Raw genomic sequence first — 22,106 nt, forward strand, 5'->3', positions numbered from 1 at the left:
CTTTTCGTGAGCAAATCGCTGCAAGCCATCCGTGGCATGAACGACATCCTGCCAGAACAGTCGCCACTGTGGCGCTACTTCGAAGGCACCGTGGCCGGTCTGCTGGATACCTACGGGTACAGCCAGATCCGTACGCCGATCGTCGAGTTCACCGAGCTGTTCAAGCGCTCGATCGGTGAAGTGACCGACATCGTCGAAAAAGAGATGTACACCTTCGAGGACCGCAACGGCGATTCGCTGACCCTGCGCCCCGAAGGCACCGCCGCGTGCGTACGTGCCGTGCTGGAGCATGGCATCACCGGCAACGGCCAGGTGCAGAAACTGTGGTACATCGGCCAGATGTTCCGCCACGAGCGCCCGCAGAAGGGTCGCTACCGGCAGTTCCACCAGATTGGCGTGGAAGTGTTCAACCTGGATGGCCCGGACATCGATGCCGAGCTGATCATGCTGACCTGGCGCCTTTGGGGCCTGCTGGGCATCCAGGACGCGGTCAAGCTGGAGCTCAACAGCCTGGGTACCAGCGAAGCCCGCGCGCGCTACCGTGACGCGCTGGTCGAGTTCCTCTCGGCGCGCCTGGAGCAACTGGACGAAGACAGCCAGCGCCGCTTGAAGAGCAACCCGCTGCGCATCCTCGACAGCAAGGACCAGAACACCCAGGCGGTGCTGGTGGGTGCGCCGAAGCTGGAAGATTACCTGGACGAAGCCTCGCGCGTGCACTTCGAGGGCCTCAAGGCCCGCCTGGACGCCGCCGGCATTCCGTTCGTGATCAATACCAAGCTGGTGCGTGGCCTGGACTACTACAGCAAGACCGTATTCGAGTGGGTCACCGACAAGCTCGGCTCCCAGGGCACCGTGTGCGCCGGTGGCCGCTACGACGGCCTGGTCGAGCAGATGGGCGGCAAGCCGACCACTGGCGTCGGTTTCGCCATGGGTATCGAGCGCCTGATCCTGCTGCTGGAAACCCTGGGCAAGGTGCCGGAGTCCATCAACCGCCAGATCGACGTCTACCTGTGCGCCTTTGGCGAGCAGGCCGAGCTGGCTGGCCTGCGCCTGTCCGAAACCCTGCGCGACCGTTTGCCGGGCCTGCGCCTGGCGGTGAACGCGGGCGGTGGCAGCTTCAAGAGCCAGTTCAAGAAAGCCGACAAGAGCGGGGCGCTGTTCGCCCTGATCCTCGGTGACGAGGAACTGGCCAGGCAAGAAATCGGCTTCAAGCCCCTGCGTGGCCAGGGCGAACAACAGAACATTGCCTGGGATGCTCTGGCAGAGCACCTGGAAACTGCGATCGCGCAAGCGTAACGCGGTTCAACAAGCGAATAGGCGAAAAGGAGTATTGGGGTGTCGAGTACCGATGATGATGACCTGGCAGGGGTCAAGGACTGGTGGAACCGCAACGGCAAGCCGCTGCTGACTGGCGCATTGCTGGCAGGCGTGGTGGTGTTGGGCTGGAATACCTGGCACAAGTACCAGAACAACCAGTCGCAAGGTGCCTCGCAGCTGTATCAGGCGTTGCTTGAAACCAGCCTGACGCCGACTGGCCAGCCAGACGCCACCAAGGTTGCGGAACTGGCCGGCAAGCTCAAGAGCGAGTTTGGCGGTACCGCCTATGCCCAGTACGGCAGCCTGTTCGTGGCCAAGGTCGCGGTCGAGAGCGGCAAGCTCGACGACGCCGCTGCCGAGCTCAAAGGCGTGCTGGACAAGCCGGCCGACGTGACCCTGGGCGAGATTTCGCGCCAGCGTCTGGCCCGCGTGCTGGCCGCCCAGAACAAGGCCGAGGATGCCCTCAAGCTGCTCGACGGCGACGCCGACAAAGCCTTCCTGGCCAGCCGTGAAGAGTTGAAGGGTGACCTGCTGGTACAGCTGGGTCGCGCCGACGACGCGCACAGCGCTTACGAAAAAGCCAAGGCTGCGTTGTCCGATGAGGCGGCGGTCGGTGGCCTGCAATTGAAGCTGGATGACCTGGCTAAAGGGGACGCGTAAGTGATCGGTTGGAAACATGCAGCAGTGCTGACCCTGGCCGTACTGGCCGCCGGTTGCAGCAGCAACAGCAAGAAGGAACTGCCCCCGGCCGAGCTGACCAAGTTCACCGAGGAAGTGGTGCTGAAGAAGCAGTGGAGCCGTTCGATCGGTGACGGCCAGGGTGAGACCTACAACACCCTGGTACCGGCCATCGAAAACGACCGTATCTACGCCTCCGACGTCAATGGCGAAGTCTTCGCCCTCGACCGCATCACCGGTGACGTGGTGTGGAAGAAGGACCTGGAGCTGCAGGTTTCCGGCGCTGTCGGCGTGGGCTACGGCCTGGTCATGCTCGGCACCCTCAAGGGCGAAGTCATTGCCCTGGACTCTAGCACCGGTGAAGAGCGTTGGCGCTCGCGCGTGACCAGCGAAGTGCTGGCCCCGCCTGCCAACAACGGTGATGTGGTGGTGGTGCAGACCCAGGACGATCGCCTGATCGGCCTGGATGCCGCCACTGGCGACCGCCGCTGGATCTACGAGAACTCCCCGGCCGTACTGACCCTGCGTGGTACCGGTGCTCCGATCGCCACCAACCGCCTGGCCGTCGCCGGCCTGTCCACCGGCAAGGTGGTGGCGGTGGACATCAACAACGGTGTGCCGGTGTGGGAAAGCCGCGTGGCCATCCCGAAGGGCCGTTCCGAGCTGGACCGTGTGGTTGATATCGACGGCGGCTTGCTGCTGTCTGGTGGTACCCTGTACGTCAGCACCTACCAGGGCCGTGTAGCGGGCCTGGACCTGGAAAGCGGCCGCGAGCTGTGGCAGCGCGATGCTTCCAGCTATGTGGGCGTCGCCCAGGGCTTCGGTAACGTCTACGTCAGCGAAGCTTCGGGTACCGTGGAAGGCGTGGATGAGCGCTCTTCCAGCGCCCTGTGGAGCAACGACAGCATGGCTCGCCGCCAGCTGACCGCCCCTGAAGTGTTCAGCAGCTACGTGGCTGTGGGTGACTTTGAGGGTTACCTGCACCTGCTGAGCCAGGTGGATGGCCGCTTCGTCGGCCGTGAACGTATCGATAGCGATGGCCTGCGCGCCCGCCCACTTGTGGTCGGCGACACCATCTATGTCTTTGGCAACAGCGGCAAGCTCGAGGCACTGACCATCCGCTGAAGCTATGCTTGAAGCCTTGGCGGGCTTCAAGCCGCGGCGTAGGACACGCCGCCCAAACTCCGGCCGCTGCCTTGCAGCGGCCTTTGCATTTTCAAGAATTCGAGAGTGGAGAGCCGATGGTTCCCGTAATTGCCCTGGTGGGCCGCCCGAACGTCGGCAAATCCACCATGTTCAACCGCCTGACCAAAACCCGCGATGCCATCGTGGGTGACCTGTCGGGCCTGACCCGTGACCGCCAGTATGGTGATGCCAGCTGGCAGGGTCGTTCCTTCATCCTGATCGACACCGGCGGTATTACCGGTGACGAAGTAGGCATGGACGAAAAAATGGCCGAGCAGTCGCTCATGGCCATCGAAGAAGCCGACTATGTGCTGTTCCTGGTCGATGCCCGCGCCGGCATGACCGCCGCTGACCAGATGATTGCCGAGCACCTGCGCAAGCGCAACAAGTCGGCGATTCTGGTCGCCAACAAGATCGACAACATCGACCCCGATGTTGCCCGCGCCGAGTTCTCGCCGATGGGCATGGGCAACGCCATTCCGGTGGCGGGCTCCCAGGGCCGTGGTATCAGCGCCCTGATGGAAGCCGTGCTCGGCCACCTGCCACGTGATGCCGAGGAAGAAGCCCTCGACCAGAACGTCGCCGAAGGCGAGGAGGCTGTGCGCATTCCTGGCCCGAGCGAGAAGGATGGCATCAAGATCGCCATCATCGGCCGCCCGAACGTCGGCAAGTCGACCCTGGTCAACCGCATGCTCGGCGAAGAGCGTGTGGTGGTCTACGACGAGCCGGGTACTACCCGAGACAGTATCTACATCCCGTTCGAGCGTGATGGTGACAAGTACACCTTCATCGACACCGCCGGGGTGCGCAAGCGCGGCAAGATCCACGAGGAGGTCGAGAAGTTCTCGGTGGTCAAGACGCTGCAGGCGATCAAGGACGCCAACGTCGTCATCTTCGTCATGGACGCCCGTGAAGGGGTGGTCGACCACGACCTGAACCTGCTGGGCTTCGCCCTCGAAGCCGGCCGCGCCATCGTCATCGCGCTGAACAAGTGGGATGGCATGGAGCCGGGTGAGCGCGCCTACGTGAAGACCGAACTGGAGCGCCGGCTGTTCTTCGTCGACTTCGCCGACATCCACTTCATCTCCGCCTTGCACGGCACCGGTGTAGGCAACCTGTACAAGTCGGTGCAGGCCGCATTCACCTCGGCTGTGACCCGCTGGCCAACCAGCCGCCTGACGCAGATCCTCGAAGATGCTGTCAGCGAGCACCAGCCACCGCTGGTCAACGGCCGCCGCATCAAGCTGCGCTATGCCCACCTTGGTGGTGCCAACCCGCCGCTGATCGTGATCCACGGCAACCAGACCGAGAGCATTCCCAAGTCGTACTCGCGTTACCTGGAAAACACCTACCGCCGGGTGCTGAAGCTGGTCGGTACGCCGATCCGCATCGAGTACAAGGGTGGTGAGAACCCGTTCGAGGGCAAGAAGAACACCCTCACCGACCGCCAGGTCAACAAGAAGCGCCGCTTGATGTCGCACCACAAGAAGGCTGAGAAGAAGCGCCGCGACAAGCGCTGATTCCGCGTCAGCTTCTTCGCGGGCTTGCCCGCTCCCACAGGTCCTCCACAGATTTTGAATATTGTGCAGCACCAATGGGAGCGGGTTCACCCATGAAGAGGCCCTTTGATCCAAAGCAATCCCCCTATTGTTTCAACCTTTTTCCTGACTGCTTGATCCGCTATGCTCGGTCTCCACCCCGTGCCGGATACACCCCAGGAAAGAGGGCTCCATGATCCGCAGCAAACTGCCGAATGTCGGCACGACCATCTTCACCACCATGTCCCAGCTCGCCGTGCAGACCGGCGCGCTCAACCTGTCCCAGGGCTTCCCTGATTTCAACGGCCCGCAGGCCCTGCTCGATGCAGTGGGCCGGCATGTGGCTGCCGGGCACAACCAGTATTCGCCAATGACCGGCCTGCCGGCCTTGCGCCAGCAAGTGGCGGCGAAGGTGGCGCGACTGTATGGCGCACAGGTGGATGCCGACCAGGAAGTGACCATCACCCCCGGGGCTACCGAGGCGATCTTCTGTGCCATCCAGGCGGTGGTCCACGCCGGTGACGAGGTGATTGTCTTCGACCCGTGCTACGACAGCTACGAGCCGTCGGTGGAACTGGCCGGTGGCCGCTGTGTGCATGTGCAACTGAGCGACGGCGACTTCCGTATCGACTGGCAGAAGTTCAGTGATGCCCTGAGCCCGCGCACCCGCATGGTCATCCTCAATTCGCCGCACAACCCCAGCGGCGCTCTGATCACTCGCGAAGACCTTGAGCAGTTGGCAACGCTGATTGCCGACCGCGATATCTACCTCATCAGCGATGAGGTCTACGAGCATCTGGTTTACGACGGCGTTCGCCACGCCAGCGTGCTGGCCTACGAGCAGTTGTATCAACGTGCCTTTGTGGTCAGTTCGTTCGGCAAGACCTACCACGTTACCGGCTGGAAGACCGGCTACGTGATCGCGCCCCCGGCGTTGAGCGCAGAGCTGCGCAAGGTGCACCAGTACGTCAACTTCTGTGGCGTGACGCCATTGCAATGCGCCCTGGCTGATTTCATGGCCGAGCACCCTGAGCATATCGATGAGCTGCCGGCCTTCTACCAGGCCAAGCGCGACCTGTTCTGCGGCTTGCTGGAAGGCTCGCGTTTCAACTTTACCCGCACGGCGGGCACTTATTTCCAGCTGGTGGACTACTCGCAGATCCGCCCGGACCTGAACGATGTCGACATGTCGCTATGGCTCACCCGTGAGCACGGTGTGGCGACCATCCCGGTATCGGTGTTTTACCAGCAACCCATCCCCGAGCAACGCCTGGTACGCCTGTGCTTTGCCAAACGTGAGGAGACGCTGCGTCAGGCAGCGGAACGACTATGCGCGATCTGAGCACACTGCCCAACCTGAAAGTCGCCCTGGTGCAAACCACCCTGGCCTGGCACGACCGCGAGGCCAACTATGCACACTTCGAGGTGTTGCTGGAGCAGGTAGGGGAGGTGGACCTGGTGATCCTGCCAGAGATGTTCACCACCGGTTTTTCGATGGACTCCGAAAGCCTGGCCGAACCGGAGAATGGCCCGACCTACAAATGGCTGAAGGCCCAGGCGAAGAAGTACAACGCGGTGATCACCGGCAGCGTGATCATCCAGGCCGCCGATGGCAGCCACCGCAACCGCCTGCTATGGGCGCGGCCGGACGGCGAGATATTGCACTACGACAAGCGCCACCTGTTCCGCATGGCCGGTGAGCACAAGCACTACACCCCCGGTGAACGCCAGGTGCAGTTCGAGCTCAAGGGGTGGCGAATTCGCCCGCTGATCTGCTACGACCTGCGGTTCCCGGTGTGGAGCCGTGACGCCCAGGACACTGACCTGCTGCTGTACACCGCCAACTGGCCGGCTGCGCGCCGCCAGCACTGGAACCGTCTGCTACCGGCGCGGGGCATCGAGAACCTGTGCTATGTGGCAGCGGTGAACCGGGTGGGCACGGACGGCAAGGGCTTTGCCTATTCGGGCGACAGCCAGGTGCTGGACTTCCAGGGCGAGAGCCTGCTCAGTGCAGGCGAGGCAGACGGGGTGTTTACCGCCGTGCTGAGTGCGTCGGAACTGGCGGCGTACAGGGCCAAGTTCCCGGCCAACCTGGATGCCGATACCTTCGATTTACACTGACAGCTTGTACCGGCCCTGTCGCCGGCAAGCCAGCTCCCACAGGTAACCCACTGCCCTCGGGCCCAGTGCTGTACCTGTGGGAGCCGGCTTGCCGGCGATAGGGCCAGCACCGGCTACATCAATGGATGATCAGTACACATCCCGCCGATACCGCCCATCCTCGATCAACTGCTGCACAGCGGCTTCACCAAGCATGCCGTTGAGCGCCGCATCCACCCCCGCAGCCATCCCTTGCAGGCTGCCGCAGACATACACACAGGCGCCATCCGCCACCCAGCGTTTGAATTCCTCGGCTTGCTGCAGCAACACATCCTGCACATACACTTTCTCGGCCTGATCCCGCGAGAACGCCAGGTCCAGGCGTGCCAGGTCGCCGCTCTGCAGCCAGCCTTGAAGCTCGTCACCACACAGCAGGTCATGCGCCCGGTTACGCTCGCCAAACAGCAGCCAGTTGCGCTGTTCGCCAGCATTCACCCGTGCGCGGATCAGGCTGCGCAGGCCGGCCAGGCCGGTGCCGTTACCGATCAGGATCATCGGTGCTGCGGTCTCCGGCAGGTGGAAGCCGCTGTTGCGCCGCAGGCGCAAGCTCAGCGTGCCGTTCAGTGGCAGGTATTCGGTGAGCCAGCCGGAGCCCAGGCCCAGGTTGCCATCGGTATGGCGCTCCTGTCGCACGATCAGCTCCAGCGCGCCGTCACTGGCGATTGAGGCGATGGAGTATTCGCGGCTGCCGATCGGCACCAGGGCGTCTACCAGCGCTTGCGGCTGCAAGCCGATCAGGTGATCACGGCGCGCCGGCAACTGGCGGCCAGCGAGGGCTTGGGCAAGTGTTTCGCCCAGGCCATTCACCTGTACCGGGGCGCTGGCGTCCAGCGCCATGCCCTTGAGGAACGCGTCGATCCGTGGCTGCCCATTGAGCGGCAGTATTTCAACCAGGTCGCCGGCTTCCCAACTGGCAGGCTCTTCAGCCAGCAGGCCAAGCAAGTACACCGGCTGGCCCTGGCTGCCCGGGTTGAGCAGTTCGCGACGCACCAGTGACCAGTTGCCAAAGCTTGGCGGCTGCCAGGCGGCCACTGGCTGGGCGCCGGTCAGTTGCGCCAGCTCCTGCTGCCACTGCTGCAGGGCGGCCTGGTCGGCGTTGTCCACTTCCACCGGGCTGAACGCGCTGCTGGCACCGCGCTCCCCCAGCCACGCCTGCAGGCGACGGGCGAAGCCGCAGAAGTGCGGGTACTGTCGGTCGCCGAGGGCGAGCAGGGCGTAGTTGAGGTTGTTCAGCGCCCAAGGCTGGCCGAGCACCTTGCGCTCGAACCCGCGGGCGCTGTCGGGTGCTTCGCCGTCGCCGAAAGTACTGACCACGAACAACGCGCGGCGGGCCTGGCGCAGGTCGTCTTCACGCAGTGCGGCCAGTGCGCGAACCTGCACCGGCAGGCCGGCTGCCTGCAACTGGCCGGCACTTTGCCAGGCCAGTTGTTCGGCAAAGCCGCTTTGGCTGGCAAAGCCGATCAGCCAGCTGTCGCCGCTGCCGGTGCCGGTGGCGACGTTGCCACGGGCTGCGCGGACTTGGCGCTTCTTGCGGCGGCGGTCGAGGTATAGCAGCCAGCCCGTGACGAAGAACAGTGGCATGGTCAAGCTGGCGATGGTGACGATGATGCGCCCCGGCAGGCCGAAGTATTCGCCCACGTGCAGCGCGTAGACGCTCTGCAGCAGCTGGGCCTTGAAGGATTTGTCGGAGTAGCGGTCGTGTCTTTTCACCTGGCCGGTTGCCGGGTCCAGTTCCAGGGTGTTGAAGGCGCGCGGGTGATCGGCGCTGTCCAGCAGGTAGAAGAGGTTGGCCGGCTGGCCGCCAACCGGTGGCAGGCGCAGGTTGTAGGCGGCAAGGCCTGGGCCTGCGGCGTCTTTGAGGTTGGCCCAGATGGCGTCGTAGTCGACCACCAGCGGCGGGGCGTTCTTGTCGACCTTCTGTGGCCCGTGACGGCCACGGCCTTCGCCGCGTTTTTGTTGCTGGCCGGCTGCCGGCGCGTCGGCCAGCAGCTTGTTCAGGCCTTCGCGGTACCACTCATAGGACCAGAACAGGCCGGTCAGGGCGAACAGAAGATAGAACAGCAGGCACCATGTACCAGCCACGGCGTGCAGGTCCCAGTTGAAGGCTCGGCCTTTCTTGGCCCAGTCGAAGGTCAGCCAGGTACGCCAGTCCAGCGCCTTGCGCGGCCAGCGCAGGTACAGGCCGGACAGGCAGAAGAACACCAGCATCAGGGTGCAGGCGCCGGTGATTTGCCGGCCGGTGTCGCCAATGGCCAGAAAACGGTGCAGGTTGAGCATGAGGTTGAAGAAGCCTTGCCCGGCCACTTCACCTTTGAGTTCGCCCGTATACGGGTCGGCATAGCGCAGCTCGCCACGGCGCTCGCCCGGTGCCGGCATGAAGAAGATGCGTGCGGCATTGCCTTCACGCACGTCCACCCACAGCATCGACACCTTGTCGTGTTGCTGGGCCTCGACCCGTTGCACCAGCTCGGCCGGCGGCAGTACGCCTTCGGCGCGCACTTCTACCTTGAGCACATCGGCATTGAACGCGCGCAGCAGTTCTTCCTGGAACGAATACAGGGCCCCGGTGATGCCCATCAAGGCCAGCACCAGGCCAGCGGTGATGCCAAAGAACCAGTGCAATTGGAACAGCGTCTTCTTCACCACATCGATCACCTTGTGTTGCTGCCGCAGACTGCGCGGCGTGCATTATGCCTTGATACGCAAAAGCCCCGCTCACTGGAATGAACGGGGCCCTTGGTTGTTGCTTTAGAAGTGGACGCTGGTGGTCAACAGTGCAGTCCGCCCGGCCGCCTGATTGGCGAAGTGGGTGGAGAAGGCCTTGTCGTAGTACACCTCGTTGGTCAGGTTCTGCACGTTCAGCTGCAGGTCGACGTTTTTGGTCAGCTTGTAGGCGGCCATGGCGTCGTAACGTACGTAGCTGTCGACCATGGTGGTGTTGGCCACGCTGCCATACACGTCATCCACGTAGAACGCACCACCACCCACGGTCAGCTTTGGCGTGATCGAGTAGGTCGTCCACAGGCTGGCGCTGTTGTTCGGGGTGTTCGGCAACTGGTTGCCATCGTTTGCTTTGCCCAGCGGGCCGCCGTCGATCTGGCGAGCCTGCATGTAGGTGTAGCCGGCAAACACCTGCCACTTGTCGGTGATCTTGCCGCTGGCCGACAGCTCGATGCCCTGTACGCGGGTTTCGCCGACGTTTTCGTAGGTGGTGGTGTCCACCTGGACGCGGGCGTTTTCCTTCTCGGTGCGGAACAGCGCTGCGGTCAGCGACAGGCGCTGGTCGAGCAGGTCCCACTTGGTGCCGATCTCGTAGTTGGTGGTTTCCTCTGGCTCCATGTCACTGGCCAACAGGTTGCCGTTACGATCCGGGGTGCCACCCAGCGGGTTGCCTTCTGTACCTTCGCCGAGCATCGAGCCTGGTGGCGTTGCAGAAGTGGCGTAGGAAACATAGATACTGCCGTTTTCGGCCGGTTTCCACACCAGGCCCAGTTGGCCGGTCACGAACTCGCTGACATCCTTGCCTTTGGCGGTGGTGGTGCCAGCGGCGTTGTAGGTCTTGTAGTCGGTATCGAAGTGGTCGTAGCGCAGGCCCATGTTGACCAGCCACTCGGGGGTAAGCTCCAGAGTGTCGAACACGTAGATCGCCCGGGTCTTGCTATTGGTGGTGGTGCCGGCGTAGTTGCGCGAGATGGTACCGTTCCACGGGTCATCCGGGTTCGGGTTGCTCAGTGAGGTGCAGTTGTAGCCACTGGTGGCGCCGATCATGCCGGGGGTGCAGTTGGTGTTGGCGGCGCCGCCTGGCACGGTGTCGGTGTCGACGGTGTAGGACGAACGGTCGCTCTCTTCACGGCTCAGCTCGATACCGGTGGAGAAGCTGTTTTTCAGACCACCGACGTAGAACTCCCCGAACAGGTCGGTCTGGTTGGTGGTGGTGGCGGTGTTGCCGACACGGGTGTTGGCACGGCGCCAGACGCTGCCGTTGTTAACGTTGCCCTTGCTGTCGTCAGGCTGGGTCAGGATGTAGTCCTGCATGCTGTTGCCGTGACGCAGGGTGTTCTTGATGGTCAGCGAGTCGGTCAGGTCGTGCTCGATCGCGAAGGTGGCGATGTCTACACGGCTCTTGCGGAAGTCACGGCCGGTCAGGCCATAGAAGTTGTCGCTGTCGCCGCCGTCATTCGGCTTGCTCGGGTGTGCCGAGGTGCGCCCGCCGCTGCCGTTGGTCGGGATGGTGTACGGGATGCCCGAATCCGGCAGGTCGTCGCTTTCCAGGTGGTAGTAGTCGAGGTTGACGCGCGTCGGTGTGCCAAGGCCGAAGGCCAGCGACGGGGCGATACCCCAACGGTCGTAGTTGACTTTGTCGCGGCCGGCGACGTTGCTTTCGTGGGTCATCAGGTTCAGGCGGCCGGCAACGGTATCGCTGAACTGGTAGTTACCATCGAAGGTGTAGCGCTGGGTCTGGTCACTGCCCCAAGTCCAGGCGCCGTCCAGCGAGTTGCCCAGGTGCGCACGCTTGCTCACCAAGTTGATGGTACCGCCGGCAGCACCACGGCCACCGATGGCCGAGTTCGGGCCCTTGGCCACTTCTACCGACTCGATGGCGAAGATTTCGCGGGTTTGCGCGCCAGTGTCACGCACGCCGTCCAGGTAAGTATCGCCTTGGGCGTCGAAGCCGCGGATGAACGGGCGGTCGCCTTGCGGGTTGCCGCCTTCGCCGGCGCCGAAGGTGATGCCTGGCACGGTGCGCAGGGCGTCCTGCAGGGTCAAGGCGTTGGTGTCCTTGATCACTTGCTGCGGGATGACGGTGACCGAGCGCGGGGTGTCTACCAGCGGCGCGGTGTACTTCTGCGAGGCGGCCTTCTCGACTTTGTAATCGGTGCTGGCCTGTTCAGCCTTGCCGTTGACGCTGGTAGCGTCGAGGGTGATCGCGCTATTGGCGGCCGGGTCGGCGGCATACACCGATGTGGCGCTAAGCGCGACGCCCATGGCGGATACGATCAGGCGTGGCGAACTCACTGCAGATGGTACGTACTGGCGCATTGCTAAGGACCTTCCCCAAGGTGTTGAGGCGGCGGATCTTAATGTAAGCAATTGTGACTAACAATTGAGAGTCGTTACCATTCGTGAAGAATTTACAATTTTTACATTTGGCCTTTACGGTTTCATCAAGCTGAAACGTCTTAAGCGGCGAAAAGGCTTGTGCAGCGCAAAAGGGAATCAATATCATTGCCACCTTTACATTTCCTAACGGTGCTGCCGCCATGCTGCTTCACATCCCAGGCCTGTTTGACGCTGACGAACTGGCCCGTATCCGCGAGGCGCTGGAGCAGGCCGACTGGGCTGATGGCAAGGTGACTGCCGGTTATCAGTCGGCCAAGGCCAAACACAACCTGCAGTTGCCGGAAGGGCACCCGTTGGCCAAGGAGATCGGCACTGCGCTGATCGACCGCCTGTGGAAAACCCCGCGCTTCATGTCGGCGGCCCTGCCGCACAAGGTGTTCCCGCCGTTGATCAACTGCTACCGCGAGGGCGGCAATTTCGGCTTTCACATCGATAACGCCTTGCGTCAGCCCAAGGGCAGCCCGGAGCGGGTGCGTACCGACCTGTCATCGACGTTGTTCCTCAGCGACCCGGACAGCTACGACGGCGGTGAACTGGTGATTCAGGACACCTATGGTGAGCGGCAGGTGAAGCTGGCGGCCGGTGATCTGGTGCTGTACCCCGGTACCAGCCTGCACAAGGTCAACCCGGTGACCCGAGGCCAGCGTCACGCCGCGTTCTTCTGGACCCAGAGCCTGGTGCGCGAGGACAGCCAGCGGGCGCTGCTGTTCGAGATGGACAATGCCATCCAGCAACTGACTGCCGATGTACCCGAGCACCCCTCGTTGCTGCAGCTGACCGGCACCTACCACAACCTGCTACGCCGCTGGGCCGAGGTCTGAACCGTGTCCTATCAGTTGCGACGTGAGGAAGTGGTGGATGTGGCTGGCTTGCAGTCCATGCTAGAGGAGAGCCCCGGCAAAGCTGCCCAGGCAATCCTGGCAGCGGCGGGGCAGGGCGCGGTCGAGGCGCAGTTGCTGCTGGGGCAGATCCTGCTGGATGGGCGCGGTATCGAAGAAGATGCCACCGTGGCCCGGCGTTGGTTCGGCATCGCCGCACAGGGCGGCAGTGCCATGGCGCACAACATGCTCGGGCGTTGCCTGGAGCATGGCTGGGGCGGTGAGCCAAGCCTGACGCAGGCGGCCATTCATTATGCGCGTGCGGCCGACGCCGGGCTGGACTGGGGCCTTTACAACCTGGGCAACCTGCTGGCCACCGGGCGCGGGGTGCCGGCCAACCAGGCACAGGCGCTGCAGTGTTACGAGAAGGCTGCGCAGCTGGGGCATGCCAAGTCGATGAACCTGTATGGGCGTTACCTGGAGCAGGGCATTGCCACGGCGCCCAGCCCGGCGCGGGCGGTGCGCTGGTATCGGCGTTCGGCCGAGGCGGGGGATTTCCGTGGGATGTTCAGCCTGGGGCTGGTGCTGGTCGAGCGCGGGCAGCTGGCCGAAGCAGGGCAATGGCTGGAGCAGGCGCGGGTTGAGGGGAACATGAATTTCCTGCGTGCTGCGTTGGTAACCTTGCAGGGTGCAGGGCCGGTGTTGATGGCCTTTGCGGCGCGGTATGCCGAAGAGATCGAACGGCGCGGGGATTGAAGTTGCCTGTGCTGGCCTCTTCGCGGGCAAGCCCGCGAAGGGGCCGGTACAGCGGAGCACACATGAAAACGGGGCCTTGCGGCCCCGTTTTGCGTTACAGGTAGTAAGCCTTCAGCGGCGGGAAGCCGTTGAATTCGACTGCGCTGTAGCTGGTGGTGTAGGCACCGGTCGACAGCCAGTACAGGCGGTCACCGATGGCCAGGTTCAGCGGCAGGCCGTACTTGTAGTTTTCGTACATGATGTCGGCGCTGTCGCAGGTCGGGCCGGCGATGACGACTTCTTCGGTTTCGCCTTTCTTCTCGGTCCAGATCGGGAACTTGATGGCTTCGTCCATGGTTTCGATCAGGCCGGAGAATTTGCCCACGTCGGTGTAGATCCAGCGCTCGACGGCAGTGCGCGACTTGCGCGCAACCAGCACCACTTCGCTGACCAGGATGCCGGCGTTGGCAATCAGCGAACGGCCTGGCTCCAGGATGATTTCCGGCAGCTCGTCACCGAAGTCTTCCTTGAGGAAGCGGATGATTTCTTCGGCGTAGGTTTCCAGGCTGTTGGTACGGGTGATGTAGTTGGCCGGGAAGCCGCCACCCATGTTGATCAGCTTAAGCTCGATGCCGTCTTCTTCCTTCAGGCGCTCGAAGATCACCTTGACCTTGGCGATGGCGGCGTCCCACACACTGATGTCGCGCTGCTGCGAGCCCACGTGGAAGGAGATGCCGTAAGGCACCAGGCCCAGGTCACGGGCGAGGATCAGCAGGTCCATGGCCATGTCGGTCTGGCAGCCGAATTTACGCGACAGCGGCCAGTCGGCAGTGGTGGAGCCTTCAGTCAGGATACGCACATACACTTTCGAACCCGGTGCGGCCTTGGCGATGTTGCGCAGGTCGGCTTCCGAGTCGGTGGCGAACAGGCGCACGCCCTTCTCGTAGAAGTAGCGGATGTCCTTGGACTTCTTGATGGTGTTGCCGTAGCTGATGCGGTCGGCGCTGACACCGCGGTCCATCACCTTGTCCAGTTCGTAGATCGAGGCGATGTCGAAGCTCGAACCTTTCTCTTTGAGCAGGTCGATGATTTCGACGGCAGGGTTGGCCTTGACCGCGTAGTAGACCTTGGCGAATTCGAAACCGGCGCGCAGGTCGTCATAGGCCTGGCTGATCATCTGGGTATCGATGAGTACGAACGGGGTTTCCTGCTTGTCGGCGAACGCCTTCATTTTCTGGAAGGTGTCACGCGCGAAATAGTCTTCGACCTGGATCGACATGCTCAGGGACTCCATGGGCAAACAAAAAGAATAAGTGGCTGCAAACTGAACGTCCTCCGTATCCCCACTTTGGTTCGCCTACTCAGTACTTGAGCCGGATGGATCGTTTCCAGCATGGACGTTCGGCGCGCACTTTAGGGCGTGAAGAATGCAGAATCAACAGGCAATCCGGGCGTGATCGGCGTGGATCGACGACCAGCCATTTGAATAACCGACTCATGTGACCGGCTGATGTTCCCCGCGATGTTTCAAGCGTTAAATATTGTGGAATAGACCGTGTTGGTCCCTTTGTAGGTAAACCCGCTCCCATAGGCTTTTCGCAATTCTCGGGTGGGCGGGGTCACCCGCGAAGAGGCCAGAGGTGTTCATATTTATGGCCACATTTTCCTGGTACCCACGTACAGGAAATGGCCCATAAATTTTTTGTTACCGACTGGCGGATTTGCTGGTTTTGATGAGAAACATTACTATTCGCACCCTTATCCGCCTCCCTGATGACCCAGACCGTGTCCGGACACAAAGGCTTCCTCGACCATTACCATGAGCTGATCGGCACCTGGACGCGCAAACTGCGCAATCGCCAGCAGGCTGAAGACCTCACCCACGATGCCTTTGTCCGGGTACTGGAAAACCCGCGCGACCAGGTCGAGCAGCCCCGCGCCTACCTGCACCAGACCGCACGTAACATTGCCGTGGATGGCTTGCGCCGCGAAGACCGCCGCCAGGCCCTGGCGCTGGAAGCGTTCGACGAGGGCACTGGTGGCAGCGATGACCCGGAGGCCTACGTGCATGCGCTGGAATTGGCCGACAGCGTCGAGCGGGCGCTGGCCGAGTTGCCGCTCAACTGCCGGCAGGTGTTCATCTGGCAGAAGCTCGAAGGCCTGACCCAGGCCGAGATCGCCGAGCGGATGGGGTTGAGCAAGAACATGGTCGAAAAGTATATGATCCGCACGCTCCGGCATTTGCGTGAGCACCTGGATGTGTCGGCATGATGAGTCAGGAGACCTTTTCGATGAAACAGCACGGTACCGATACCGTCCGCGAGCAGGCGGCCGCATGGTTTGCCCGCGTGCAGGATGCGCCTCGGGATGCCGGGCTGCAGAAACAGTTGCGCGCCTGGTTGGCCAGCGACGAGCGTCACCGGGAGGAGTACCAGCACCTGTGCCGCGTGTGGCAGGCCGCCGACTTCATTCCACGCCAGCGCCTTGAAGTGTTGTGCCAGCCGGACCCGGTGCAGCAACTGCCGCGTCGGCGCTTCGTGCGTCAGGCCCTGGCCGCCAGTGTCGCGGTGTTGGCGTTGGGCCTGGGTTGGGGCGGCTGGCACTACCAGCAACTGAATCACCAGGGTAGCTTGCAGACCGCCTTCAATGAACGCCGCCAGGTCGAACTGCCGGATGGCTCCTTGCTGGATCTCAATGGCAGCACACAGCTGCAGGTCGACTTCAGCGCCGGCCAGCGGCATATCCGCCTGAGTGCCGGCGAGGTGATGTTCAACGTCGCCCACGACAGTGCCCGGCCGTTTGTGGTCGACACCGCCCAGGGCAGCGTGACGGTAACCGGTACCCGCTTTGACGTGCGCCAGGACCCTGCCAGCACCCGGGTGGCGGTGGAGCAGGGTTCGGTGCGTGTGCAGGGCAAGGGCGACGCGCTGGCGCAGCTTACGGCCGGCCAGGGTTCACATATAGATGCACAGGGCGGGGTGGCTGCGCTCTACGCCGTCAACATCGCTGCCGTGACAGCCTGGCGCCAGGGCAAGCTGGTGTTCGACAACGCCACCCTCGCCGAGGTGGTGGCCGAAGCCTCGCGCTATCGTAGCCAACCGCTGCGGGTCGCCCCCGGTAAAGTCGCCCAGATGCGCCTTTCGAGCACCTTCAGCACCGACGACACCGACGCACTGTTGCGGGCCTTGCCGAGCATCCTGCCGGTGGCCATCAAGGCCCATGAAGACGGCTCTCGCGAAATAATTGCGAAATAGATTCAGGTTTTTTTTCGCTCGTTCGTCTTCCTCGCCAGCTGCAACTGCCAAGCATTTCCATTTGCACGCGGTTGGCGTTTATTCCGCATTCCAGGATGTTTCGACGACGTGAACAACAACAAACCCTTCCCACGCTTCCGCGCCCTGACGCTGGCCCTGGCGGTCAGCGCCGTGGCCGTCAACAGCCAGGCTGCTGAGGCGGGCAACACCATCCAGATCCAGGCCCAACCGCTCGCCTCGGCCCTGAATCAGCTGGGTCAGCAAACCAACCTGCAGCTGTTCTTCAGCCCCGAGCTGGTGGCCGGTAAACAGGCCCCGGCGGTGTCCGGCAACCTGGCGCCGGTGCAGGCGCTGCAACAGTTGCTGCAAGGCAGCGGGCTGACCTTCGAGATGTCCCAGGACACCGTCGTGGTAAAGCCGCTGCCGACTACCCTCGACCTGGGCAGCGGCAGCCTGGAGCTGGCGCCCACCGACATCAAGGTGGTCGGTGACTGGTTGGGCGATGCCCAGCAGAGCGTGGTGCAGAACCACCCCGGTGCGCGCACCGTGGTGCGCCGCGAGGCGATGGTGGAGAAGGGCGCTATGAACGTGCGCGACGTACTGCGCGGCATCCCGGGTGTGCAGGTGCAGGACTCCAACGGCACCGGCGGCAGCGACCTGTCGCTGAACGTGGGCGTACGCGGCCTGACCTCGCGCCTGTCGCCGCGCTCCACCGTATTGATCGACGGCATCCCCGCCGCCTTCGCGCCGTATGGCCAGCCACAGCTGTCGATGGCGCCGATCTCCTCGGGCAACCTCGACAGCATCGACGTGGTGCGTGGAGCCGGCTCGGTACGCTATGGCCCGCAGAACGTGGGAGGGGTGATCAACTTCGTCACCCGGGCGATTCCGGAAAAGGCATCAGCGGAACTGTCCACCACCCTGGAAACCTCCCAGCACGGCGGCTGGAAGCACACCGAGTCGGCTTTCGTCGGCGGCACGGCTGACAACGGCATGGGCGTGGCGCTGCTGTACACCGGGGTGAACGGCAACGGTTACCGTGAAAGCAACAATGGCAACGACATCGACGACGTCATCCTCAAGACCCACTGGGCGCCCACCGATGTCGATGAGTTCTGGCTCAACTTCCATTACTACGATGGCCGTGCCGACATGCCCGGCGGCCTGACCCAGGCCCAGTACGACAGCAACCCGTACCAGTCGCTGCGCGACTATGACTACTTCGCCGGTCGGCGCAAGGATGTGTCGTTCAAGTGGCAGCGCCAGCTTGACGATGCCACCCAGTTCGAAGTGCTGACCTACTACACCGACAGCTTCCGCGGCAGCGCCATCGCCTCGCGTGACATGAAGACCCTGTCGTCGTACCCGCGCAACTATCACACCTTCGCCATCGAGCCACGGGTGTCGCGCATTTTCTTTGCCGGCCCGACCACCCAGGAAGTCAGCGTGGGTTATCGCTACCTGAAGGAAGCGATGCGCGAACAGTCGACCCGCCTGGCGCTGATCGACAACGTGCCGACCGTGACGCCGACCTCTGACGGCCACGTGTTCCAGGACCGCAGCGGGGGTACCGAGGCCAGCGCCTACTACATCGACGACAAGATCGATGTGGGCAACTGGACCATCACCCCGGGCGTGCGCTTCGAGCACATCAATACCGACTGGCGCGACCGCCCGGTGCTGGATGCCAACAACCGCCCGGTGGCGGAGAAGAAGCGCAGCATCACCAGCAACGAGCCGCTGCCGGCGCTGAGCGTGATGTACCACATCTCCGACGCATGGAAAGTGTTTGCCAACTACGAAACCTCGTTCGGTAGCCTGCAGTACTTCCAGCTGGGCCAGGGCGGTACCGGCAACAGCACGGCCAATGGCCTGGAGCCGGAAAAGGCCAAGACCTACGAAATCGGCACGCGCTATGACAATGGTGGCTTTGCCGGCGAGCTGACGGCGTTCTACATCGACTTCGATGACGAGCTGCAGTACATCAGCAACGATGTGGGCTGGACCAACCTCGGGGCGACCAAGCACCAGGGTATCGAGGCGTCGGTGCGCTACGACCTGGCCGGGCTGGACCCGCGCCTGGAAGGGCTTTCGGTGAGCGGTGGGTACACCTTTACCCGCGCCACATATGAAGGTGAGATCCCGGGTTTCAAGGGCCGTGACTTGCCGTTCTATTCACGTCAGGTGGCCGACGCCGGCGTGCGTTACGCGGTCAACCGCTGGACCTGGAACCTGGACGCCTACGCCCAATCCAAGCAGCGCGCGCCGGGGACCGGGATCAACGCCGATGGCAGCTTCAACGGCGACTACATCACCGAGCCAAGTGCGGATGGGCAGTATGGCGATATTCCGGGTTACGTGACCTGGCATGCCCGTGGCGGGTATGAATTCGGGCCCGAGATGTCCAACCTGAAGCTGGCGGCGGGGGTGAAGAACCTGTTCGACAAGCAGTACTTCACCCGCTCCAGCGACAACAATGCCGGCATCTATGTAGGTGAGCCGCGGACCTTTTATGTGCAGGCCAGCGTAGGGTTCTGACTCGAGATTGCTGGGGCGCGAAGCGCCCCCGGCTTTCTAGGAAACCACCGCGTCAGCCGGCGAAACAATGCTGGTCTTGCCCCCGCGCGATCTGCCCGAGCTCAGGTACGCCGCAATCGACTCCTGCGTCACCTCGCCCAAAAACACCTGCTCAGCGTCCAGCACCGGCAACCACGCCCGGTTGAACTCGTACATGCGCGACAGCAGGATGCGCAAATGCTCATCGTGCGAGGCCGTGGCATTGAACGGCCGCAGGAAGTCGCCACACGTCCCTTGCTGGCGGTGCATGTCACGTCGGCGTACATAGCCCAGTGCCTTGTTCTGTGCATCGGTCACCACCACGTAGCGGCGGTCGTGCTCATCCAGCAGCTCCAGTGCATCGCTCACGGGCGTCTCCGGGCTCACCGATGGCGCGTTGTCCGCTGCATCCTCGGCACGCACCAGCAGCAGGCGCTTGAGCGTGCTGTCCTGGCCAACGAAGTTGCTGACAAAGTCATCCGCCGGGTGCGCCAGCAGCGTGTCCGGGTGGTCCAGCTGCAACAGTTTGCCGGCACGGAAGATGGCAATCTTGTCGCCCAGCTTGATCGCTTCGTCGATGTCGTGGCTGACCATGATCACGGTCTTGTTCAGCGCCCGCTGCATCTCGAAGAACTCGTTCTGGATCATCTCGCGGTTGATCGGGTCGACTGCGCCGAATGGCTCGTCCATCAGCAATACCGGTGCGTCGGCGGCAAGCGCGCGGATCACGCCGATGCGCTGCTGCTGGCCACCGGACAGCTCGCGCGGGTAGCGCTGCAGGTACTGCTTGGGTTCGAGCTTGATCATGTGCATCAGCTCGCGGGCGCGTTCATGGCACTTTTGCTTGTCCCAGCCGAGCAGGCGCGGGACCACGGTGATGTTTTCTTCGATGGTCATGTTGGGGAACAGGCCGATCTGCTGTATCACATAGCCGATATGGCGGCGCAGGGTGACTTCGTCCAGCCCGGTGGTGTCCTCGCCATTGATGAACACCTGGCCCGAAGTAGGCGTGATCAGCCGGTTGATCATTTTCAGCGTGGTGCTCTTGCCGCAGCCCGAGGGGCCGAGGAACACACAGATTTCCCCTTCGTTGACAGTGAGGCTTACCGCGTCGACGGCTTTGACGTCCTTGCCGTTGACGTTGAAGGTTTTGCTGAGGTTCTTCAGTTCGATCATGGGCGCAGTCCTTCTGGAGTCAGGGCACGTTGCAGGGTTTGCAGCAGCAGGTCGGCAATGATGGCCAGCAGGCTGACCAGTACGGCACCGACCAGCAGCATCGACATGTCGCTGCGGCTGATGGAGGTAAGAATGAGCACGCCCAGGCCGCCGGCGCCGATGGTGGCGGCAATGGTCATGACGCCGATGTTCATGACCACGGCAGTGCGCACACCGGCGAGGATCACCGGCACGGCGATGGGCAGCTCGACCATGCGCAGGCGCTGGCCGAAGGTCATGCCGATGCCGCGCGCAGCTTCACGGATACCGGGCTCTACGTTGGTCAGGGCCAGGTAGGTGTTGCGCAGGATCGGCAGCAGCGAATAGAGGAACACCGCAGTGATCGCTGGCAATGGCCCCAGCCCCTGGCCGAACTTGGAATAGAACGGCAGCAGCAGGCCGAACAGGGCAATCGACGGGATGGTCAGCAGCACCGTGGCGCTGGCTTGCAGCGGCCCGGCAACGGCCGGGAAGCGGGTCATGAGGATGCCCAGCGGCACGCCGACGAGAATGGCCAGGCTCACCGCAACGCCCACCAGCATGATGTGCTGCCAGGTCAGTTGCAGCACCTGGGCCCAGTCCAGGTGGCTGAAGGTATCGATCAGGTTCATGGCTGGCCCTCGCTGTTCAGTGGGTGCTCGCGCAGGAAGGTGGCGGCCACGGCAGTCGGGTTCTGGTGCTCCACGTCGACCTTGGCGTTGAGCTGGCGCATGGTTTCGTCATCCAGCTGCTCGGCCAGTGGCTTGAGCAGTGCGGCCAGTTGCGGGTTTGCGTCGAGCACGGCTTTGCGCACCACGGGCGCTGCGGTGTAATCGGGGAAGTAGTGCTTGTCGTCTTCCAGCAGCTTGAGGTTGAACGCACTCAGGCGGCCGTCGGTGGTGTACACCAGCCCGGCGAATACCTGGTTGTTGCGCATGGCGGTGTACACCAGGCCACCGTCCATCTGGCGGATGTTGCGCCGGTCCAGCGGCAGGCCGTACATCTCGCGCAGGCCAACGAGGCCGTCGGGGCGGTTGGCGAACTCGGTGTCCAGCGCCACCAGGTGGTTGTGCTGGCTTTCGTCACGCAGTACCTGGTTGAGGTCACTGATGGTGTTGACCTGCGGGTAGGCCTCGGCCACTTGCTTGGGCAGGCCCAGCGCGTAGGTGTTACTGAACTTCGACGGGGTCAGCCAGATCAGGTCCTTCTTTGCATCCAGCTCCTTGACCTTGGCGAAGGTGGCTTCGGCACTGGGCATGCGCTCGTCGATGTGGTTGTACGACACCAGCGAAACCCCGGTGTATTCCCACATCAGGTCGAGCTGGCCGGTCTCCTGGGCCTGCCGCGCGATGTTGCTGCCAAGGCCGCTGGTGACACGCACGTCAAAGCCATTGGCGCGCAGGTATTGCGCAGTGATTTCGGCGAGCACGGTCTGCTCGGTGAACACCCGCGCGCCGATGCGCACCAGCGGTTTTTCCACTGCCTGGGCAAATCCTGCGAACAGCAGGGCCGCGCCCAGCAGCAAGGCGATTCTCTTGTTCATACGTTCC

The 22,106-nt window shown here is 63.0% G+C and carries 17 protein-coding genes; 11 read left to right on the plus strand and 6 right to left on the minus strand.

Translation table 11 applies throughout. The features are described 5' to 3' along the window. Nucleotides 1-6 precede the first annotated feature (6 nt). The 6 genes from hisS (at nt 7) to SB756_RS10370 (ending at nt 6,839) form a co-directional block, all read left to right on the plus strand. A complete protein-coding gene (gene hisS / locus SB756_RS10345; protein ID WP_049274109.1) occupies nt 7-1,296 on the plus strand; it encodes a histidine--tRNA ligase in 1,290 nt (429 codons plus the stop codon). Nucleotides 1,297-1,335: 39 nt separating this feature from the next. Beyond that, a complete protein-coding gene (locus SB756_RS10350) occupies nt 1,336-1,977 on the plus strand; it encodes a tetratricopeptide repeat protein (protein ID WP_016501391.1) in 642 nt (213 codons plus the stop codon). After that, the gene (gene bamB, locus SB756_RS10355; protein WP_003248513.1) at nt 1,978-3,120 is read left to right on the plus strand and encodes an outer membrane protein assembly factor BamB; all 1,143 of its coding nucleotides are present in this window, start codon (nt 1,978-1,980) and stop codon (nt 3,118-3,120) included. Between the two features lie 116 nt (nt 3,121-3,236). Continuing rightward, a complete protein-coding gene (gene der / locus SB756_RS10360; RefSeq protein WP_016501390.1) occupies nt 3,237-4,700 on the plus strand; it encodes a ribosome biogenesis GTPase Der in 1,464 nt (487 codons plus the stop codon). A 211-nt stretch (nt 4,701-4,911) separates the two neighbouring features. Beyond that, on the plus strand, nt 4,912-6,060 hold the full coding sequence (locus tag SB756_RS10365) for a pyridoxal phosphate-dependent aminotransferase (RefSeq protein ID WP_410910786.1): 1,149 nt from the start codon (nt 4,912-4,914) through the stop codon (nt 6,058-6,060). Then, on the plus strand, nt 6,048-6,839 hold the full coding sequence (locus SB756_RS10370) for an amidohydrolase (protein ID WP_410910787.1): 792 nt from the start codon (nt 6,048-6,050) through the stop codon (nt 6,837-6,839). The genes SB756_RS10365 and SB756_RS10370 overlap by 13 nt, the downstream gene beginning before the upstream one ends. A 129-nt stretch (nt 6,840-6,968) precedes the next feature. Here SB756_RS10370 and SB756_RS10375 read toward each other — a convergent pair whose 3' ends face one another. Both SB756_RS10375 and SB756_RS10380 read right to left on the minus strand, forming a co-directional pair. Then, a complete protein-coding gene (locus SB756_RS10375; protein ID WP_410910788.1) occupies nt 6,969-9,524 on the minus strand; it encodes a PepSY domain-containing protein in 2,556 nt (851 codons plus the stop codon). A gap of 102 nt (nt 9,525-9,626) precedes the next feature. Beyond that, nucleotides 9,627-11,918 (minus strand): TonB-dependent receptor, encoded by a 2,292-nt coding sequence (locus SB756_RS10380; protein WP_410910789.1) that lies wholly within the window; start codon nt 11,916-11,918, stop codon nt 9,627-9,629. Between the two features lie 221 nt (nt 11,919-12,139). Between SB756_RS10380 and SB756_RS10385 the strand changes: the two genes are divergently transcribed. Both SB756_RS10385 and SB756_RS10390 read left to right on the plus strand, forming a co-directional pair. Further along, entirely contained in the window at nt 12,140-12,820 is a 681-nt protein-coding gene (locus tag SB756_RS10385; RefSeq protein ID WP_410910790.1) for a Fe2+-dependent dioxygenase, read from the plus strand. 3 nt (nt 12,821-12,823) lie between these two features. Continuing rightward, complete coding sequence (locus tag SB756_RS10390) at nt 12,824-13,573, plus strand: tetratricopeptide repeat protein (protein WP_341797625.1); 750 nt, start codon at nt 12,824-12,826, stop codon at nt 13,571-13,573. Nucleotides 13,574-13,667: 94 nt separating this feature from the next. Here SB756_RS10390 and SB756_RS10395 read toward each other — a convergent pair whose 3' ends face one another. Further along, nucleotides 13,668-14,831, minus strand: coding sequence for a type III PLP-dependent enzyme (locus SB756_RS10395; RefSeq protein WP_016501382.1), 1,164 nt, complete (start codon nt 14,829-14,831; stop codon nt 13,668-13,670). 494 nt (nt 14,832-15,325) lie between these two features. Between SB756_RS10395 and SB756_RS10400 the strand changes: the two genes are divergently transcribed. The 3 genes from SB756_RS10400 (at nt 15,326) to SB756_RS10410 (ending at nt 19,344) form a co-directional block, all read left to right on the plus strand. Next, a complete protein-coding gene (locus tag SB756_RS10400; protein ID WP_341797626.1) occupies nt 15,326-15,823 on the plus strand; it encodes a sigma-70 family RNA polymerase sigma factor in 498 nt (165 codons plus the stop codon). Nucleotides 15,824-15,843: 20 nt separating this feature from the next. Next, nucleotides 15,844-16,806: a FecR family protein gene (locus SB756_RS10405; protein WP_410910791.1), complete on the plus strand. Its 963-nt coding sequence runs from the start codon at nt 15,844-15,846 to the stop codon at nt 16,804-16,806. Between the two features lie 108 nt (nt 16,807-16,914). Then, complete coding sequence (locus SB756_RS10410; protein ID WP_410910792.1) at nt 16,915-19,344, plus strand: TonB-dependent siderophore receptor; 2,430 nt, start codon at nt 16,915-16,917, stop codon at nt 19,342-19,344. Between the two features lie 36 nt (nt 19,345-19,380). Here SB756_RS10410 and SB756_RS10415 read toward each other — a convergent pair whose 3' ends face one another. From SB756_RS10415 to SB756_RS10425, 3 genes are read right to left on the minus strand one after another with little or no spacing between them, the layout of a single operon-like run. Then, on the minus strand, nt 19,381-20,538 hold the full coding sequence (locus SB756_RS10415; RefSeq protein WP_341797629.1) for an ABC transporter ATP-binding protein: 1,158 nt from the start codon (nt 20,536-20,538) through the stop codon (nt 19,381-19,383). Then, nucleotides 20,535-21,188: an ABC transporter permease gene (locus SB756_RS10420; protein WP_016501377.1), complete on the minus strand. Its 654-nt coding sequence runs from the start codon at nt 21,186-21,188 to the stop codon at nt 20,535-20,537. The genes SB756_RS10415 and SB756_RS10420 overlap by 4 nt, the downstream gene beginning before the upstream one ends. Continuing rightward, complete coding sequence (locus tag SB756_RS10425) at nt 21,185-22,099, minus strand: glycine betaine ABC transporter substrate-binding protein (protein ID WP_410910793.1); 915 nt, start codon at nt 22,097-22,099, stop codon at nt 21,185-21,187. The genes SB756_RS10420 and SB756_RS10425 overlap by 4 nt, the downstream gene beginning before the upstream one ends. Between the last annotated feature and the right edge of the window lie 7 nt (nt 22,100-22,106).

Origin of the sequence: Pseudomonas sp. SIMBA_068, from assembly GCF_046534705.1 — a bacterium.
Lineage (GTDB): Bacteria > Pseudomonadota > Gammaproteobacteria > Pseudomonadales > Pseudomonadaceae > Aquipseudomonas > Aquipseudomonas putida.

Excerpts from the sequence above, each read along its gene's own strand:
- der (WP_016501390.1), top strand. The coding sequence starts at position 3,237 with ATGGTTCCCGTAATTGCCCTGGTGGGCCGCCCGAACGTCGGCAAATCC.
- SB756_RS10365 (WP_410910786.1), top strand. The coding sequence starts at position 4,912 with ATGATCCGCAGCAAACTGCCGAATGTCGGCACGACCATCTTCACCACC.
- SB756_RS10370 (WP_410910787.1), top strand. The coding sequence starts at position 6,048 with ATGCGCGATCTGAGCACACTGCCCAACCTGAAAGTCGCCCTGGTGCAA.
- SB756_RS10380 (WP_410910789.1), bottom strand. The coding sequence starts at position 11,918 with ATGCGCCAGTACGTACCATCTGCAGTGAGTTCGCCACGCCTGATCGTA.
- SB756_RS10385 (WP_410910790.1), top strand. The coding sequence starts at position 12,140 with ATGCTGCTTCACATCCCAGGCCTGTTTGACGCTGACGAACTGGCCCGT.
- SB756_RS10395 (WP_016501382.1), bottom strand. The coding sequence starts at position 14,831 with ATGTCGATCCAGGTCGAAGACTATTTCGCGCGTGACACCTTCCAGAAA.
- SB756_RS10400 (WP_341797626.1), top strand. The coding sequence starts at position 15,326 with ATGACCCAGACCGTGTCCGGACACAAAGGCTTCCTCGACCATTACCAT.
- SB756_RS10405 (WP_410910791.1), top strand. The coding sequence starts at position 15,844 with ATGAAACAGCACGGTACCGATACCGTCCGCGAGCAGGCGGCCGCATGG.
- SB756_RS10415 (WP_341797629.1), bottom strand. The coding sequence starts at position 20,538 with ATGATCGAACTGAAGAACCTCAGCAAAACCTTCAACGTCAACGGCAAG.
- SB756_RS10420 (WP_016501377.1), bottom strand. The coding sequence starts at position 21,188 with ATGAACCTGATCGATACCTTCAGCCACCTGGACTGGGCCCAGGTGCTG.
- SB756_RS10425 (WP_410910793.1), bottom strand. The coding sequence starts at position 22,099 with ATGAACAAGAGAATCGCCTTGCTGCTGGGCGCGGCCCTGCTGTTCGCA.